We start from the raw sequence: 16,782 nt of genomic DNA, 5'->3' as shown, positions 1-16,782 counted from the left end.
GTCAGTTTCTGACAAGAAGTGGTTGCCAGCCGGGGGAAAGTCCGTTATTTAAGACGCGGCCACACAAAGTTCGCGCAAGCGCTTGTGGCAAGGGGAGAATATTGTGGGCGTCATCACGAAAAGCCAGCCGGCCCTCGTCGGCGTGGACATCAGTTCGACTGCGGTGAAGCTGCTGCAGTTGTCCCGGTCGGGCAACCGCTACCGGGTGGAGCACTATGCCGTGGAACCGCTGCCGCCCAATGCGGTGGTGGAAAAGAACATCGTCGAGGTCGAGGCGGTGGGCGAGGCCATCAAGCGTGCCGTGGCACGCTCGGGCACGCGCGCCAAGTTCGCGGCGGCGGCCGTCGCCGGCTCGTCGGTGATCACCAAGATCATCCCGATGCCCGCCGACCTGGACGAGGACGACCTCGAATCGCAGGTCGAGTTGGAGGCGGTCAACTACGTGCCGTACCCGATCGAGGAAGTGAACCTCGATTTCGAGGTGCTCGGCCCGATGCCCAACAGCCCCGATTCGGTGCAGGTTCTGCTGGCGGCCTCGCGCGCCGAGAACGTCGAGGTCCGCTCCTCCGCGCTGGAACTTGGCGGCCTGACGCCCAAGATCATGGACGTGGAAGCCTTTGCGGTCGAGAACGCGTTCGCGCTCATCGCCGACCAGTTGAAGACCCCTCGTGATGGCCTGGTGGCCCTGATCGACTCGGGTGCGACCATGACCACCCTCAACGTGCTGCGCAACGGCCGCACCATCTACAGCCGTGAGCAGGTGTTCGGTGGCAAGCAACTCACCGACGAGGTGATGCGCCGGTACGGCCTCAGCTATGAGGAAGCGGGCCTGGCCAAGCGCCAGGGCGGTCTGCCGGAGAGCTACGAGGCCGAGGTGCTGGAACCGTTCAAGGAGGCGATGGTCCAGCAGATCAGCCGCCTGCTGCAGTTCTTCTATGCGGGCAGCGAGTTCAACCGCGTCGACCAGATCGTCATCGCCGGCGGCGGCGCCTCCATCCAGGGCATCGCCCAGATGGTGGAGGAGCAGCTCGGCGTGCCGACCGCGGTCGCCAACCCGCTGGCGCAGATGACGCTGGGACCGCGCGTGCAGGCGCACGCCCTGGCCCAGGATGCCCCGGCGCTGATGATTGCCTGCGGCCTGGCCCTGAGGAGCTTCGACTGATGGCACGGATCAACCTGCTCCCCTGGCGCGCGGAGCGCCGCAAGCAGCGGCAGAAGGAGTTCGCCACCATGCTGGGCCTGTCGGCCCTGGGCGCGGTGCTGCTGTCGTTCCTGATCATCAGCTTCTACAACGGCCAGATCAGCGGCCAGAACGAGCGCAACCAGTTCCTGCGCGACCGCATCACCGAGGTCGACAAGCAGATCGTCGAGATCGAGGAGCTGGACAAGAAGAAGGCCAAGCTGCTGGCGCGCAAGGAAGTCATCGAGCAACTGCAGGCCAATCGCTCGCAGATGGTGCACCTGTTCGATTCGCTGGTGCGGACCATTCCCGACGGCGTGATCCTCACTTCGATCAAGCAGGACACGGAGATGTTGACGTTGGAAGGGCGCTCGCAGTCGAACGCGCGCGTGTCCACCTACCTGCGCAACCTCGAAAGCTCGGGCTGGATGACCAACCCCGACCTGTCGATCATCGAGGCGAAGGGCGCGGACAAGGGCCTGCCGTACATGTTCAGCCTGCAGGTCAAGCTGGCCAACCCGAACGCGCCCAAGGACACGGATGGAGATGGCGTGCCTGATGCGCCGGCGGCACCTCCGCCGGCTGCCGAAAGCGCGACGCCGGCTGGATCTCCGACCGCTACTCCGGCCCAGCCCGCGCCGTCCACGACCGCGCCGGCAACGGCCCCGAACACTGCAGCGCCGGCAACAGGAGCCTCGTCGTGAGCCAGAAGAAGGTTTCACTCAAGGAACTCGATTTCAACAACATGGGCGCGTGGCCGCAGCAGGCCAAGATCGGCTTTTGCGCGCTGGTGGCCATACTCATCGTCGGCCTGGCCTGGTACCTGTTCGTACGTGACAAGAAGACCGAGCTGGAGGGGCTGGAGCGCCAGGAGTCAGACCTGCGCACGGAGTTCGAGACCAAGCAGGGGCGCGCCGCGAATCTGGAACCGCTGAAGCAGCAGCTCGCGCAGATGGAACAGCAGTTGCAGCAGATGCTGCGCCAGTTGCCCAGCAAGACCGAAATGCCGGACCTGATCGTCGACATTTCGCAGACCGCGCTGGCCACCGGCATCACCAATGAATTGTTCCAGCCCGGTCCGGAACAGCCCAAGGAGTTCTACGCCGAGAAGCCGATCGCGCTGCGCATGGTGGGTACCTACCACCAGTTCGGGGGCTTCGTGAGTGGCGTCGCGTCGCTGCCCCGCGTGGTCATCATGACCATGCACGACATCCAGTTGCGACCGCGCGCGACCCAGGGCAAGGACGGCGCAATCACGCCGAACAGCCCGCTTGAGCTGGCCGGCACGGTAAAGACGTATCGTTACCTCGACGAAGAGGAAGTGGCCGAGCAGCAGAAGACTGCGGCCGCGCCTGCGTCGGGCCAGGGGGGAACCTGAGATGGGTGAATTGACTGTCCGCAGTGGGTCGCCCAGGGTGCGCCACGCTCTTGCGATTGCGCTGGTGGCCACGCTGGCCGGTTGCGCACGCGGTGTGACCAGCACGCCGGGCGAGGCGCCCAACCTGGAAACCTGGGTGGCCGAGGTGAAGGCACGGCCCGCGCCGCCGCTGGATCCCCTGCCGGTGATGCAGCAGTTCGAAACGTTCGAATATGCGGCGCAGGCGCTGCGCGACCCGTTCAGTACGGCCTTCACCGATGACGGTGGTGGCAGCGGGCCGCGCCCGGATGCGTCCCGACGCAAGCAGGTGCTGGAGCAGTTCCCGCTCGACAGCCTCGACATGGTCGGCACGCTCGGCCGCGGTGGAGGTTTGGTGGCGCTGGTGATGGCGCCCGACAAGGTGACATATCGCGTGCAGCCCGGTGCCTACATGGGCCAGAGCGACGGTCGAGTGACCGGCGTTTTCGAGGACCGCATCGAGCTGGTGGAACTGGTGCCGGATGGCGCGGGTGGTTGGCTGGAACGTCCAGCCACGGTCGCGTTGGAAGATCAATGATTCTGGGGGATAGGAAGATGACCGATTTCAACGCCAACCGCTCCCGGCCCGGCCGGCGCCCGTTGATCCTCCGGACGGGGGGCATTGGCCTCGCGATCGGCGTGGTCGCGGCACTGAGTGCGGCCCATGCGGCAGCGCCCTCGGCCCCGGCAACGGTTTCCATGCCGGTCTCGCTGGCCAACGGCGCGACCGTGGCAACCGATCCTGCCAAGCAGGTCCCGGGTGCCGTGCAGGTGTCCAACATCGACTTCAAGCGAGGCGATGGTGGTTCGGGCCGACTCGTGATCAAGTTCGACGGCAACGGCGCCGCGCCGGACCTGAAGAACCAGGGTCAGAAGATCGTGATTGATGTCGGCAACGCGCAGTTGCCGGCGTCTCTGCAGCGACCGCTGAATGTCACCGACTTCGCCACGCCGGTGCAGCGCATCGATGCGCGCTCAGCAGGTGCCGGTACCCAATTGGTGCTGGATACCCGCGGCGGATTCGAGTCGATGGCGTACCAGATGGGCAACGAGTACATCGTCGAAGTGATGCCCAAGGCTGCGGTGGCCAGTGCCAAGGCGGCCGGCGGCCGCGCGGTCGGCGCGACGGGCACGGTGATTCCGAGCAAGGCCTACGCCGGCAAGCCGGTAACCTTCAACTTCCAGGACGTGCCCGTGCGCACGGTGCTGCAGTTGATCGCCGAGGAATCCGGACTCAACATCGTCGCTTCTGACACGGTGCAGGGCAACGTCACCCTGCGCATGATCAATGTGCCGTGGGACCAGGCGCTGGACATCGTCCTGCAGGCCAAGGGCCTGGACAAGCGCCGCAGCGGCAACGTCGTGTGGGTTGCGCCCCAGGCCGAACTAGCCAAGTACGAGCAGGACAAGGAAGACGCGCGTATCGCCCTGGACAACCGCGTCGACACGGTGACCGAGTACATCCAGATCAACTACCACAATGCTGCGCAGATCTTCAAGGCGCTGTCCGAGGCCAAGGGTGTGGGCAGTGCCGGTAGCGGCGGGGGTGGGGCCGGTGGCCAGGGTGGTAGCAATCAGGACAGCGGCTTCATGTCGCCGCGCGGCCGCATGGTGGCGGACGAGCGCACCAATACCCTGATGATCAGCGACATCCCGAAGAAGGTTGCGCAGATGCGCGAACTGATCCGGGTGATCGATCGTCCCGTCGACCAGGTGGTGATCGAAGCCCGCGTCGTCATCGCGACGGAAAGCTTCTCGCGTGAATTGGGCTCGCGCTTCGGCATCAATGGAGCGGCGGGTAAGGACGGTGACCGCAGTACCTTGGGTTTCGGTGGCAGTGCCGATGCCTCGTCGGAAACCGCGCTCTCGCGTTCCAATGCGCTTATGGCTGGCGAGCCGGGCTTTACCGTTACCCGTCAGATGATGACGAATCTGGCAGTGAACAACCCCGCTGGCGCCGTGGCGCTATCGATACTGAATGCGGGCTACCTGCTCGACGTCGAATTGTCGGCCATGCAGCAGGAAGGCCGCGGCGAAGTCATCTCCAACCCGCGCATCGTCACCGCCAACCAGCGGGAAGCGGTGATCAGCCAGGGCCAGGAAGTGGGCTACGTGACCATTTCGCCCCAGCAGGGTGGCAACTCGATACCGATCCCGAACGTGCAGTTCAAGGATGTGCTGCTGGAGATGAAGGTGGTCCCGACCATCACCAATGACGGCCGTGTGTTCCTGAACATGGACGTCAAGAAGGATGAAATCGACGGATTCATCAACACCTCGATCGGTGACGTGCCGCAGATCAGCAAGCGTGCGATCAACACGGCGGTGCTGGTCGACGACGGCCAGACGGTCGTCATTGGCGGCGTGTACGAGTTCCGTGATCGCAACGACGTTTCCAAGGTTCCGTTCCTGGGTGACATTCCGTTCCTGGGCAACCTCTTCAAGAAGAAGGGTCGTCTGAAGGAGAAGGCGGAGCTCCTGATCTTCGTGACACCGAAGGTCTTGCGCGTCTCGCAGCGCTGACCTGTACTGCAAATTGTTGCGCCAAGGGCTCCTTACGGGAGCCCTTGGCGTTTCTAGGCCACCTGAATCACCATCCAAAGGCAATGGCCCCCAGCTGAACCTGAGACATCGTCGTTGAACCATGCGGCACGCGATGGGTCAGAATCCAAGCATCACCGGCATGGAACGACGATGGACGGAGCGGACAATCAGCCAGCGGCGCTGCACGCGACCTTTTCGGCCCTTCGGGACGATCTGGGCAGGCGCATCATTGGCCAGGTGGCGCTGGTCGAGCGCTTGTTGGTCGCCTTGCTCGCCGATGGCCACCTGCTGGTGGAGGGCGCGCCCGGCCTGGCGAAAACCACTGCCATCCGTGCGCTGGCCGCGCGGCTGGATGCGGATTTTGCCCGCGTGCAGTTCACCCCGGACCTGCTGCCGGCCGATCTGACCGGCACCGAGGTGTGGCGACCGCAGGAGGGACGCTTCGAGTTCCAGCCGGGTCCGATCTTCCACTCGATCCTGCTTGCCGACGAGATCAACCGCGCCCCGGCGAAGGTACAGTCGGCGCTGCTCGAGGCAATGGGCGAGCGCCAGGTTACGGTGGGTCGGCACACCTATGGGTTGCCGCCGCTGTTCCTGGTGATGGCGACGCAGAATCCCATCGAGCAGGAGGGCACCTTCCCGTTGCCCGAGGCGCAGCTGGACCGGTTCCTGATGCACGTCCGCATCGGTTACCCGCAGGTCGACGCGGAAGCCGAAATCCTGCGCTTGGCGCGTGAGCAGGCGCGGATGGCCGTGACACCCACCCCACACTCCGAGCCCCACAGGATTACCCAAGCTGAGGTGATCGCTGCCCGCGCTGCCGTGCTGGATCTGCACGTGGCGCCCTCGGTCGAGCGCTACATCATCGAGCTCGTCGTCGCCTCGCGCGATGCGGCGCGCTACGACCCGAACCTCGCCCGGCGAATCGGCTGGGGTGCAAGCCCACGTGGTTCGATCGCCCTGGAGCGCTGCGCGCGCGCCCACGCCTGGTTGGCCGGGCGCGACTTCGTGACGCCGGACGACGTTCGCGCGGTGGCGCCTGACGTGCTGCGCCACCGCATTCTTCCTTCCTACGAAGCCACGGCCGAAGGTTGGGACGGCGACCGGCTGGCTGCCGAGCTGCTGCGGCTGGTGCCGCTGCCCTGAGGACTGCTGCGTGCGACCGCGTCCGCCTTCCAACACCCCAGGTCCGCCGCCGTCGACGGAATCGAAGGATGCGGCTGTGACTCCGGGATCGATACAGGCGCGGGGGGATTACGAGGGCGTAGTGCCCTCCCTGAAGGAGTTGGTGGCGCTACGGTCCGTGGCGCTCGGGCGCCATCAGGCGCGACACGGCCGTCACGGCGTCACCGGCCAGGCGCTGTCCCCGTTGCGGGGGCGGGGCATGGAGTATGCCGAATCACGCGAGTACATCCCCGGCGATGACGCTCGCCACATCGATTGGCGTCTGACCGCGCGCAGCGGTCGCCCCCACACCAAACTTTTCCAGGCCGAACGCGAACGGATGACTGTCGTGGTGGCCGACACCGCCCCTTCGCTCTATTTCGGTACCCGGACCCGTTTCAAATCTGTGCAGGCCGCGCGGGCCGGCGCCCTGGCGGCGTGGGTCGCCACCGCTGAGGGCGATCGCATCTGCGCGTTGCGTGGCTCACGCCGCGAGGCGCCCCTCGTGCCGGCGGCAGGCGCCCGAGGGGCCTTGCGGGTGCTGGATGCCTTGGTCCGCTGGTACCGTGAACCCCCCGCCGATGACGAAGGCCTAGGCGCCGCACTCGACCGCGCGCGACGCATTGTGCGGCCCGGTTCGCGAGTGATTGTGCTCGCCGATCCCGCCAGCCTCGTCGAAGTGCCGGCCGATCGCTGGCCACCGCTCAGTCAACATCACGAAGTCATCGTGTTGCTGTTCACCGACCCTCTGGAGCTGCAGCCGCCTGCGAAGCTGCTGCCGCTGGCTTCCGGTACTTCACGGCTTGAACTGGACCTGGGCAGCCCGACGCAACGCAGGCAGTGGATGGCTGCCTTCTCGGAGCCCGTGCGCGCCGCAATGGCCGCACTTCCCCTGCGAGGAGTGCGCGTGCAGGCGGTATCCACGGATGAGCCCAGCGACGCGTGGCTTCCGCTGCTGGGGCGGCTGCGGCCATTGGTGGCGTGAACATGGATCCCACCCTCGTACTGCGCGACATTCATCTCTCGCCGGCCCCTTCGTGGTGGCCGCCCGCTCCGGGCTGGTGGCTGGTGGGCGCCGCGCTACTGGCGGCGCTGGGTGCTGTCGCCTGGCTTCACGGGCGGCGCCGTCGGCGGCACGCGCGCATCGCCGCGATGTTCGATCAGGCGATGGTGGCGGCGCCCTCCCGGCCACAGGCCGTCGCGGCGATGTCGGAGTTGTTGCGGCGAGCGGCCCGATTGCACGATCCGGAGGCCGATCGCCTGCAGGGAGACGCGTGGCTGACCATGCTCGACCGCGGCCATGACACTGCCGTCTTCAATACTCCCCAGGGCCGCCTGCTGCTCGACGCGCCGTTCCGCCCCGACGTGCGGCCCGACGATGTGCAGGCGCTGCAGCGGATCGCACGTGCCCGCTTCATCAGCTGGATGATCAAGCGGTGATGGAGTGGCTGCCGCTGCCCTTGCACTGGCGCGATGTATCGCTGGCATGGCCGTGGCTGCTGCTGGCACTGCCGTTGCCGGCACTGGTCTCGTGGTGGGCCAAGCCCGCGCCCAGCCACGATGCGGCGTTGCGTGTCCCCTATGGCGAGCGCGTGCAGGCGACCCACGCGGCGCGTGGCAGCCCGCGACGGCTGCTGGCGGCGGGCGGTGTGGCATGGGCGGCATGGGCCCTGCTGTGCCTGGCCGCAGCGCGTCCGCAGCAACTGGGTGATGCGGTGCAGCCGCCGCATGCGGGGCGCGAACTGATGCTCGCCCTCGACTTGTCGGGAAGCATGAGCGAGCCGGACATGGAGCTGGGTGGGCAGCGCGTGGATCGATTGACCGCCGCGAAAGCCGTGCTAGCTGACTTCCTCGACCGTCGCGCCGGTGACCGCATTGGCCTGCTGGTGTTCGGCCGAAATGCCTACGTGCTCACCCCGGCCACCCTGGACCACCAGTCGGTGCGTGAGCAGTTGCAGGACAGTGTGGTCGGCCTTGCGGGGCAGGAGACGGCGGTGGGCGATGCCATCGGTTTGGCCGTCAAACGCCTGCGCACCCAGACGGAGGGGCAGCGCGTGCTGGTGCTGCTCACCGATGGCGTGAACACCGCCGGAGCCCTGCAGCCGGCCAAAGCCGCGGAACTGGCGCGCGACGCCGGGGTGCGCGTGCACACCATCGCGTTTGGCGGCGAGGGTGTGCTGTCGCTGTTCGGGTTCCAGCTACCGATGCCGGGCGGGGGCGACGAGATCGACGAGAAGGGCCTGGCCGCCATCGCCAGGACCACCGGGGGGCAGTTCTTCCGCGCCCGCGACACCGCCCAGCTCGCGGGCATCTACGCCGAGATCGATCGTATCGAACCCATCACCCGTGCCGGGGAAGCGGTGCGACCGCGCCTGGAACGCTACCCGTGGCCGTTGGGTGCCGCCTGGCTGCTGGCCATCGTAGCCTTCCTGCGACCACAGCGAAGGCGGGCCTGAGCATGGACGCCGGATTGGTGTACTGGCTGCGCCCGCTGTGGCTCTGGGCCTTGTTGCTGTTGCCACTGGGCTGGTGGTTGGCGGCGCGCCGCGCCAAGCGAACCGAAGTGTGGCGCGGGGTCGTGGACGCGCACCTGCTCCGCCACCTGCTGGCAAACGAGGCAGCACCCGCGCACAGGCGCGGTCGTTGGCTGGCGGGCGTCGCCTACGTGCTGGCGGTGCTGGCCTTGGCCGGGCCGAGCTGGCGCCAGGTCGAGCAGCCGCTGTGGCAGGACCATGCGCCACTGGTGGTGGCATTGGACCTGTCGAGTGCGATGGGTCGACGTGATCTTCCTCCTTCCCGGCTCGCGCAGGCCCGGGCCAAGTTGGCGATGCTCCTGCAGCAACGCCGTGGCGGCCAGGTAGGCCTCGTCGCCTACGCCGGCGATGCCTTCACCGTGGCCCCGCTCACTGACGATGCTGGCAATGTCGCGGTGTTCCTGGATGCGTTGTCCCCGGAGGTGATGCCGGTGGATGGCCAGCGGATCGACCGGGCCATTGCGTGGTCGGTGAAACTGCTGCGCCAGGCTGGGTTCGCGCAGGGCGACATCCTCGTCATGGGCGACCACGCTACCAGCGCAGATGTGGCCGCCAGCACCGCAGCTGCCTCGGCGGGGTTTCGCGTGTCCGTCCTCGGCGTGGGCGCAGCGGCGGGCGTGACAGGCGGGTTCGATGAACCCTCCCTGCAGAGGCTGGCAAGTGTGGGCAACGGCCGCTACCAGCGCATCACGATCGACGACGCGGATCTGCGCGCACTTGGCGTGCTGGCGCCGCGTGGCGCCACCGGCTCGGGCGACGCGGAAAGCGGCGGGCGCCATTGGTTGGATGAGGGCTATTGGCTGCTGCCCTTGTTGATGTTGTTGGTGCTGCCGCTGTTCCGCCGCGGTGCGGGGGTGGCGGTACTGGTCCTGGCGGTCGGTTGGCCGCTTGGCGCCGCGCAGGCAGCCGAGCTCTGGCGGCGTCCTGACCAGGTGCAACATGCGGCCATGGAGGCAGCCACGCGGCGATATCGGCAAGGCGACTTCGCCGGCGCGGCCCAAGGCTTCGCCCAGGTGGATAGCGCAGACGCGCACTACAACCGGGGCAACGCGCTGGCCCGTGCGGGGCGTTACCGGGAGGCCATCCGTGCCTACGACCAGGCATTGCAGCGTGCGCCTGGCATGGCCGACGCGGAAGCGAACCGCCGCGCGGTAGAAGCGGCGATGAAGCGCAAGCCGCCGCCGGGCGCCCAACCGGCTGCGGGCAAGGGGCGTCCCGGGGCCGGCGAGGGTCGGCCTGGTGAACGTGGTTCGGCGGGAGCCGATCAGGGACAGGGCAATCCCGCTGCGCCAGGGCAAACAGGCGCATCGCCCTCCAGTCCTGCGACGGGCACGACACCGCGACCGACGCCTGCGCAGGGTGCTGACGCGGCCGCGCAAGCCAAAGCCGATGCGGCCCAGCGCGCGCGCATGCGCCAAGCCATGACCCAGGACGCGCAGGCGGGCAAGGGCGGGAAGCCGCGGCAGGGCGACCGCCCGGCAGCGACCGAAACTGCCGCCGAGCGTGAACGACGGATCGCCAACGAGGCGTGGCTGCAGCGTGTGCCCGATGAGCCGGGGGGGCTGCTCCGGGAAAAGTTCCGGCTGGAGTACCAGCGACGGCAGCAGCAGGGAGGTTCATCGCGGTGACCGTTGATTGCACTGTCCGCCAACACGCCATCCCAGCGATCTGGATCGGCGTAGCATTGCGCGCGCGCCGATGGGCCAACGCCCGGGTTGGATGGACGCTGTGCTGCGCCCTGGTCCTGCAGTTCGGCCTCGTTGCGGCGGCTTCGGCACAGACGCGGGCATGGCTGGACCGGGACCGGATCGGCGCCAGTGAAACTGTCACCCTCAACGTGGAAACCACGCAGTCGGGGAACCCCACGCCGGACTTCGCACCGCTGCAGCGTGACTTCGTGGTCAGCGGCAACACCAGCCGCCGCGAGTTTGTCGTGCGCAATGGGCGGACAACGGTACGCGCACTGTACGGCGTTGCGCTGCGCCCCCGCCGCGACGGCGTGCTCACGGTGCCCGCATTGGCCGTGGGCGCGGCGCGTACCTCGCCACTGACCCTGGTGGTTTCCGCGGCTTCGGCCCGGATTCCAGCGCCAACGCGCGCGGGAGACAACGTCTTCATCGAAAGCGAGCCGGATGACGAGACGCCGTACGTGCAGCAGGCGGTGGGCTGGGTGGTGCGGCTGTACTCGGCGGTGCCGCTGGTCTCCGGCCAGCTTGACCAGCCCGCACCCGATGGCGCGACGCTGCAGCGCGTGGGCGAGGACGCGCAGTACACGCGTGACTTCGGTGGCCGTCGCTACATGGTGGTGGAGCGGCGCTACCTGCTGCTGCCCGAGCGCAGCGGCACGCTGACGCTGCCCGGTGCGGTTTTTGAAGGGCGCGGCACCGGGGGCTTCTTCGACGACCTGTTCGGGGATCGCGGCGGGGTGCTCAAGGCGCAGGCCCGCCCGCGCTTCCTCCAGGTGCAGGCGCCGCCGGCCACCGCGCCGCAACCCTGGTTGCCCTTGCACGCCCTCGAGCTGCGCTATCGCGCCGCACCGGGCGTATTGCGCGTGGGTGAAGCCACCGACCTGGTGGTCGAGATCAGCGCCGATGGCGCGATGGCCGCGCAGATGCCCGAGGTGCGGTTGCCGACCATCGACGGCGTGCAGGTCTTCGCCGAACCGGTGAAGAGCGACGAAGGCTTCGCGGGCGGTCGACCGCGGGTGAAGCAGTTGCGGCGATTCTCGCTGGTGCCCGCGCGCCCCGGCGCGGTGCACGTGCCCGCACTGAAATTGGCGTGGTGGGATGTGCGTAGCGGCAGTACGCGGGTGGCCAGCCTGCCCCCGCTGCAGCTCAACGCATCCCCGGCGTCGGCAGCGAAGGCGTCATCGCCCGCGCCCGCCACTGCGAAGGACCGGGCAGATGCCCTTTTGCCGCCGGTACCTGGCGACTCCGACGGGGCAACCTGGCGCGGCCTTCGCAATCCGTGGGTGGTCGCCACCGTGGTTTTCGCGGCGTTGTGGCTGCTGACGCTGCTGTGGTGGCTGAGCCATCGTGGGGGGCGTGCGGCCGCGGCCGGACGTCCAGCAGGGGACGCCGGCACCACGCGGATCCCACCGGCGGCCGCGAACACCCTGTCCGCCAATCCCGATGTGCTGCGCCGCGCACTCGACACCGGCAGCCTGGGCGACGTGGCCGAGGCGCTGCTCGCGCTGGCACCGCAGCCCTGCATTGGCATGGACCCGTTGCGCGAGCAGCTGGCTGATCCCCGCCAGCGTGATGCCGTTGATCAGTTGCAGCGGGCCCGCTGGTCCGATGGCGATGGCCGGGCTGCGCGCGTTGCGCTGCGGGAGGCTTTCGCCAAGGGCGCGCGTTGGCGGCCCGCTCCGGCAGCAGGCAAGGCCGACCCGCTGCCGCCGCTGTACCCGGAGCGCTAAGCCCCTCGAGCGGGTTTGCTAAGCTCCCCGGATTCCACCGGGGACCCCACGATGACCGAAGCCCACGCCGCCGCCCAGGGCAAGAAGAAGCTGCCGCTGCACTGGAAGATGGCCATCGGCTTCTTTGCGGGTCTGTTGTTGGGCATGTTCGTGCACTACAGCGCCGGCGCCGACGCGGCCTGGGTGCAGTGGCTGACCACCTACGTGACGCAGCCCGCCGGTACGCTGTTCCTGCGGTTGATCTTCATGCTGGTGATCCCGCTGCTGTTCTCCGCGCTGGTGGTCGGCATCGCGGAAATGGGCGACATCCGTTCACTCGGCCGGGTGGGCTGGCGGACGCTGGCCTACACCGTGGTGGTGTCCGCGATCGCAGTGCTGATCGGCCTGGTGCTGGTGAACTGGCTGCAGCCGGGCGTGGGCGTGGACCGCGCCGCGGCGCAGCAGATGCTGGCCGAAGGTTCCGAGCGCGCGCAGTCCATCATCAGCAGCAGCGCCGAGCAGCCCAAGGGCATGGACATGCTGCTGTCCATCGTGCCGGACAACGTGGTCGCCGCCGCATCCAACAACGCCATCCTGGCCGTGATGTTCTTCGCGCTGATGCTCGGCATCGGCCTGGTCGCCACGCGCAGCGAAGCCGCCGATACGCTCAAGCGCGGCATCGAAGGCCTGTTCGAAGTGTCGATGACGCTGATCGGCATGGTCATCAAGCTGGCCCCGTATGCGGTGTTCTGCTTCATGTTCAACCTGGCCGCGCTGTTCGGCTGGGACCTTCTGGTGCGGCTGGGTGCATACGTCGGCGTGGTAGTGCTGGCGCTGGCGCTGCACATGTTCGTGACGTACTCGCTGGCGCTGAAGTTCGTGGGCAACTACTCGCCGGCGAAGTTCTTCAAGGGGTCGCAGGAAGCGATGGTGATGGCGTTCTCGACCGCGTCGAGCAACGCCACGCTGCCGACCGCGTTGCGCGTGGCGGAGGAGAACCTGGGCCTGCCGAAGCGCGTGTCGCGTTTCGTGTTGACCGTCGGCGCGACCGCCAACCAGAACGGCACGGCGCTGTTCGAGGGCGTGACCGTGCTGTTCCTGGCGCAGTTCTTCGGCGTGGAGCTGTCGATGGCGCAGCAGGTGACAGTGATGTTCGTATGCATCCTCGGCGGCATCGGCACTGCGGGCGTGCCCGCCGGTTCGCTGCCGGTGGTGGCGCTGATCTGCGGAATGGTGGGGGTGCCGCCCGAAGGGATTGGCCTGATCCTCGGCGTGGATCGGTTCCTGGACATGTGCCGGACTACTTTGAACGTCACGGGTGATTTGGCTGCGGCGGCGGTGGTGTCTCGCGGGGAAGTGGATTCGCCTGCGACAATGAAAGGCTGCGAAACCTGAACGGCCCCGAGGGCGACACGGGGGGCTGCCGGATGGGACAATAGGCGTCCGGCCCGCCCGTCCAGGCCCGGCCGCGCCTCCTTCCGCCTCCCAGAAAGCCCCCGCCGACCCATGACGACGCCCAGCCGCCGCGATCTCGCCAACGCCATTCGTTTCCTCGCCATTGATGCCGTACAGGCCGCCAACTCCGGCCACCCCGGCATGCCGATGGGCATGGCCGACATCGCCGAGGTGCTGTGGAACGACTATTACAGCCACAACCCCAACAACCCGAAGTGGTTCAACCGCGATCGCTTCGTGCTGTCCAACGGCCACGGCTCGATGCTGCAGTACGCGCTGTTGCACCTGTCCGGCTACGACCTGCCCCTCGATGAGCTGAAGAACTTCCGCCAGTTGGGCAGCAAGACCGCCGGCCACCCGGAGAACACCCACACCCCGGGCGTTGAGACCACCACCGGCCCGCTCGGCCAGGGTTTCGCCAATGCCGTGGGCATGGCGCTGGCCGAGAAGCTGCTCGCGCAGCGCTTCAACAAGCCCGAGCTCGAGATCGTCGACCACCGCACCTGGGTGTTCATGGGTGATGGCTGCCTGATGGAAGGCGTCTCGCACGAGGCCGCATCGCTGGCCGGCACGTGGGGCCTGCACAAGCTGGTCGCGTTCTGGGACGACAACAAGATCTCGATCGATGGCAACACCGACGGCTGGTTCACCGACAACACCCCGGCGCGTTTCGAGGCCTATGGCTGGAACGTGATCCGCGGCGTCGATGGCCATGACGCCACCGAGATCAAGACCGCGATCGAAACCGCGCTGAAGTCCACCGACAAGCCGACCCTGATCTGCTGCCGCACCACGATTGGCTTCGGTTCACCGGCGAAGGCGGGCAAGGAATCCAGCCACGGCGCACCGCTGGGCAAGGACGAAGTGGTCGCCACCCGCGCCGCGCTGGGCTGGGAGCACGGTCCGTTCGAGATCCCGCAGGCCATCGCCGATGGCTGGCGCGCGGGCAACGCCGGCCTGGTGCGCGAGGACCAATGGAACCGCGTGTTCGACAGCTACGCCAGGCAGTACCCGGAACTGGCCGATGAGTTGGTGCGCCGCTCGCACACCGAGCTGCCGGCCAACTTCGTCGCCGACGCCGACGCCTACATCGCCAAGCTCCAGGCCGAAGGCCCGGTCGTGGCCTCGCGCAAGGCTTCGCAGATGGCCATCGAAGCCTATGCGCCGCTGCTGCCGGAACTGGTCGGCGGCTCGGCCGACCTGGCGCATTCCAACCTGACCCTGTGGAAGGGCAGCAAGTCGGTCGCGACCGACGACCCCAACGCCAACTACATCTACTTCGGCGTGCGCGAGTTCGCGATGACCGCGATCAGCAACGGCCTGAGCCTGCACGGCGGCTTCATCCCGTACGACGCCACCTTCCTGGTGTTCAGCGACTACGCGCGCAACGCGGTGCGCATGAGCGCGCTGATGGGCGCGCAGGCCATCCACGTCTACACCCACGACTCCATCGGCCTGGGCGAGGACGGCCCGACCCACCAGCCGATCGAGCACCTGGCCAGCCTGCGCTACATCCCGCACAACGACGTGTGGCGCCCGTGCGATGCGGTGGAATCCGCTGTGTCGTGGAAGGAAGCGATCATGCGCCATGACGGCCCGAGCTGCCTGGTGTTCTCGCGCCAGAACCTGGCGCACCAGCCGCGCAGCGCGCAGCAGGTGGCTGACATCGCGCGCGGCGGTTACGTGCTGAAGGACAGCGTCGGCGCGCCGGAGATCATCCTGATCGCCACCGGTTCGGAAGTCGGGCTGGCCACGCAGGCCGCCGAGCAGCTGGGCGACAAGGTGCGCGTGGTGTCGATGCCGTCGACGGACGTGTTCGACCGCCAGGACGCGGCTTATCGCGAGGCCGTGCTGCCCAGGGCCTGCCGCAAGCGCGTGGCCATCGAAGCCGGCGTCAGCGACTTCTGGCGCAAGTACGTGGGCCTGGACGGTGCGGTGATCGGCATCGACGAGTTCGGCGCCAGTGCGCCGGCGGAGAAGCTGTTCGAGAAGTACGGCTTCACTGTGGAGAAGGTGGTCGAGGCGGCGAAGGCGCTCTGAGCGCCGCCCCTTGGCGGGATCAGGACGGGGCCTGCGGGCCCCGTTCTTTTTGCACGCGCGGCGGGATTCACGCCGAAGAGGTGGCGAGGGGCGCAGCCCCGCTTCGGGAGCATGAATGCATCTTGAATGAGTCGCCGACTGCGCACCCCACCTGCTTGAAAGTGTGGGGGCCGCTCACATCTGCGCATCGGACGGACGTTCCACCGTCCCTACCATCCAGGAGACCATGCTATGAACAAGATGGTTCGCAACCCCCAGTGGCAATCCCCAAGCTTGGCGCAGGACCCCATCAAGCAGATATTCGACCGCCTCTTCGAGGGGAGCCTGATGCAGGCCGGATCCTCGGACGAATCCTCCGTGGTGACCAGTCAGTGGGTCCCCCTCGTCGACATAAAGGAAGAGGGCGATCGATTCGTGTTGTACGCCGACCTGCCCGGCGTCGATCCCCAGGACATCGAAGTGCAGATGGACAAGGGAATGCTGACGATCAAGGGCGAACGCCAGAGTGAAGCGATCGTGGAAAGCGAGCGTTTTTCCCGGGTCGAACGCCGCCACGGCAGTTTCCATCGTCGTTTTGCGCTGCCCGACAGCGCGGACCCGGACGGTATCACTGCCTCTGGTCACAACGGCGTGCTGCAGATCGTGATTCCAAAGCGCCCCGAGACCACGCCTCGCCGCATCCAGGTCGGTTCGGTGCTCAACTCGTAAGGCGATTTCCCGGCTGCCCGGGGCATCTCCTCGGGCAGTCCTGCAGGCTGCTGGCGGAGATGCCCATGGATCGAGAGACCGAAGAGGCCGTGTGCGACCTCCAGGCGCAGGTGTATGTGCTCCGATTGGCCTTGCGTGCGTTGCTGCGCACGCACCCGGATCCGGATGCCGCGCTGGTCGCATGGCGGCAAGCCTTGGCCGAGGCGGCCACGACCAGCCCCGCAGCACCTTCCAACGCCCGGGCCAGCGAATACCTGGCCGATCGCTGCCAGGTGTTCGCCGAGGATTGGACCGCCGAGCTGGTGGATCGTGCCGTGCGGGCGCAACCCAGTTGATGTCCGCTCGGGCGTGAGTCGCGACGCGG

At 67.5% G+C, this 16,782-nt stretch carries 15 protein-coding genes; all 15 read left to right on the top strand.

The features are described from left to right. The first annotated feature begins 103 nt into the window (after positions 1-103). On the top strand, positions 104-1,162 hold the full coding sequence (locus AC3ARF_RS12270; RefSeq protein WP_498928315.1) for a pilus assembly protein PilM: 1,059 nt from the start codon (positions 104-106) through the stop codon (positions 1,160-1,162). After that, positions 1,162-1,884, top strand: a complete 723-nt coding sequence (locus AC3ARF_RS12265; protein WP_498928313.1) for a PilN domain-containing protein — start codon at positions 1,162-1,164, stop codon at positions 1,882-1,884. The genes AC3ARF_RS12270 and AC3ARF_RS12265 overlap by 1 nt, the downstream gene beginning before the upstream one ends. Continuing rightward, entirely contained in the window at positions 1,881-2,558 is a 678-nt protein-coding gene (locus AC3ARF_RS12260; protein ID WP_498928311.1) for a type IV pilus inner membrane component PilO, read from the top strand. The genes AC3ARF_RS12265 and AC3ARF_RS12260 overlap by 4 nt, the downstream gene beginning before the upstream one ends. Position 2,559: 1 nt before the next feature. Beyond that, positions 2,560-3,114, top strand: a complete 555-nt coding sequence (locus tag AC3ARF_RS12255; protein ID WP_498928309.1) for a pilus assembly protein PilP — start codon at positions 2,560-2,562, stop codon at positions 3,112-3,114. A 17-nt stretch (positions 3,115-3,131) separates the two neighbouring features. Beyond that, positions 3,132-5,099 (top strand): type IV pilus secretin PilQ, encoded by a 1,968-nt coding sequence (locus AC3ARF_RS12250; RefSeq protein ID WP_498928307.1) that lies wholly within the window; start codon positions 3,132-3,134, stop codon positions 5,097-5,099. Positions 5,100-5,270: 171 nt separating this feature from the next. Beyond that, complete coding sequence (locus AC3ARF_RS12245) at positions 5,271-6,266, top strand: AAA family ATPase (RefSeq protein ID WP_498928305.1); 996 nt, start codon at positions 5,271-5,273, stop codon at positions 6,264-6,266. Positions 6,267-6,276: 10 nt separating this feature from the next. After that, complete coding sequence (locus tag AC3ARF_RS12240; protein ID WP_498928303.1) at positions 6,277-7,269, top strand: DUF58 domain-containing protein; 993 nt, start codon at positions 6,277-6,279, stop codon at positions 7,267-7,269. Between the two features lie 2 nt (positions 7,270-7,271). Beyond that, positions 7,272-7,724, top strand: coding sequence for a DUF4381 family protein (locus AC3ARF_RS12235; RefSeq protein ID WP_498928301.1), 453 nt, complete (start codon positions 7,272-7,274; stop codon positions 7,722-7,724). After that, positions 7,724-8,740, top strand: a complete 1,017-nt coding sequence (locus AC3ARF_RS12230) for a vWA domain-containing protein (protein ID WP_498928299.1) — start codon at positions 7,724-7,726, stop codon at positions 8,738-8,740. Before AC3ARF_RS12235 ends, AC3ARF_RS12230 begins: the two co-directional genes overlap by 1 nt. A 2-nt stretch (positions 8,741-8,742) precedes the next feature. Then, the gene (locus AC3ARF_RS12225; protein WP_498928297.1) at positions 8,743-10,446 is read left to right on the top strand and encodes a VWA domain-containing protein; all 1,704 of its coding nucleotides are present in this window, start codon (positions 8,743-8,745) and stop codon (positions 10,444-10,446) included. Next, positions 10,443-12,236, top strand: coding sequence for a BatD family protein (locus tag AC3ARF_RS12220; protein ID WP_498928295.1), 1,794 nt, complete (start codon positions 10,443-10,445; stop codon positions 12,234-12,236). The genes AC3ARF_RS12225 and AC3ARF_RS12220 overlap by 4 nt, the downstream gene beginning before the upstream one ends. A gap of 51 nt (positions 12,237-12,287) precedes the next feature. Further along, positions 12,288-13,610 carry a dicarboxylate/amino acid:cation symporter gene (locus AC3ARF_RS12215; RefSeq protein ID WP_498928294.1) on the top strand — a complete coding sequence of 441 codons (1,323 nt, stop codon included), beginning with the start codon at positions 12,288-12,290 and terminating at the stop codon, positions 13,608-13,610. A gap of 111 nt (positions 13,611-13,721) precedes the next feature. Further along, the gene (tkt, locus tag AC3ARF_RS12210; protein WP_498928291.1) at positions 13,722-15,710 is read left to right on the top strand and encodes a transketolase; all 1,989 of its coding nucleotides are present in this window, start codon (positions 13,722-13,724) and stop codon (positions 15,708-15,710) included. A gap of 240 nt (positions 15,711-15,950) precedes the next feature. Further along, entirely contained in the window at positions 15,951-16,418 is a 468-nt protein-coding gene (locus tag AC3ARF_RS12205; RefSeq protein ID WP_498931871.1) for an Hsp20/alpha crystallin family protein, read from the top strand. A gap of 65 nt (positions 16,419-16,483) precedes the next feature. Further along, on the top strand, positions 16,484-16,753 hold the full coding sequence (locus AC3ARF_RS12200) for a hypothetical protein (protein WP_498928289.1): 270 nt from the start codon (positions 16,484-16,486) through the stop codon (positions 16,751-16,753). The last annotated feature ends 29 nt before the right edge of the window (positions 16,754-16,782 follow it).

It is taken from the genome of Lysobacter sp. KACC 24251, from assembly GCF_057747755.1.
The sequence above is the reverse complement of the archived record's forward strand: the minus strand, read 5'-3'. Positions and strand labels throughout refer to the sequence as shown.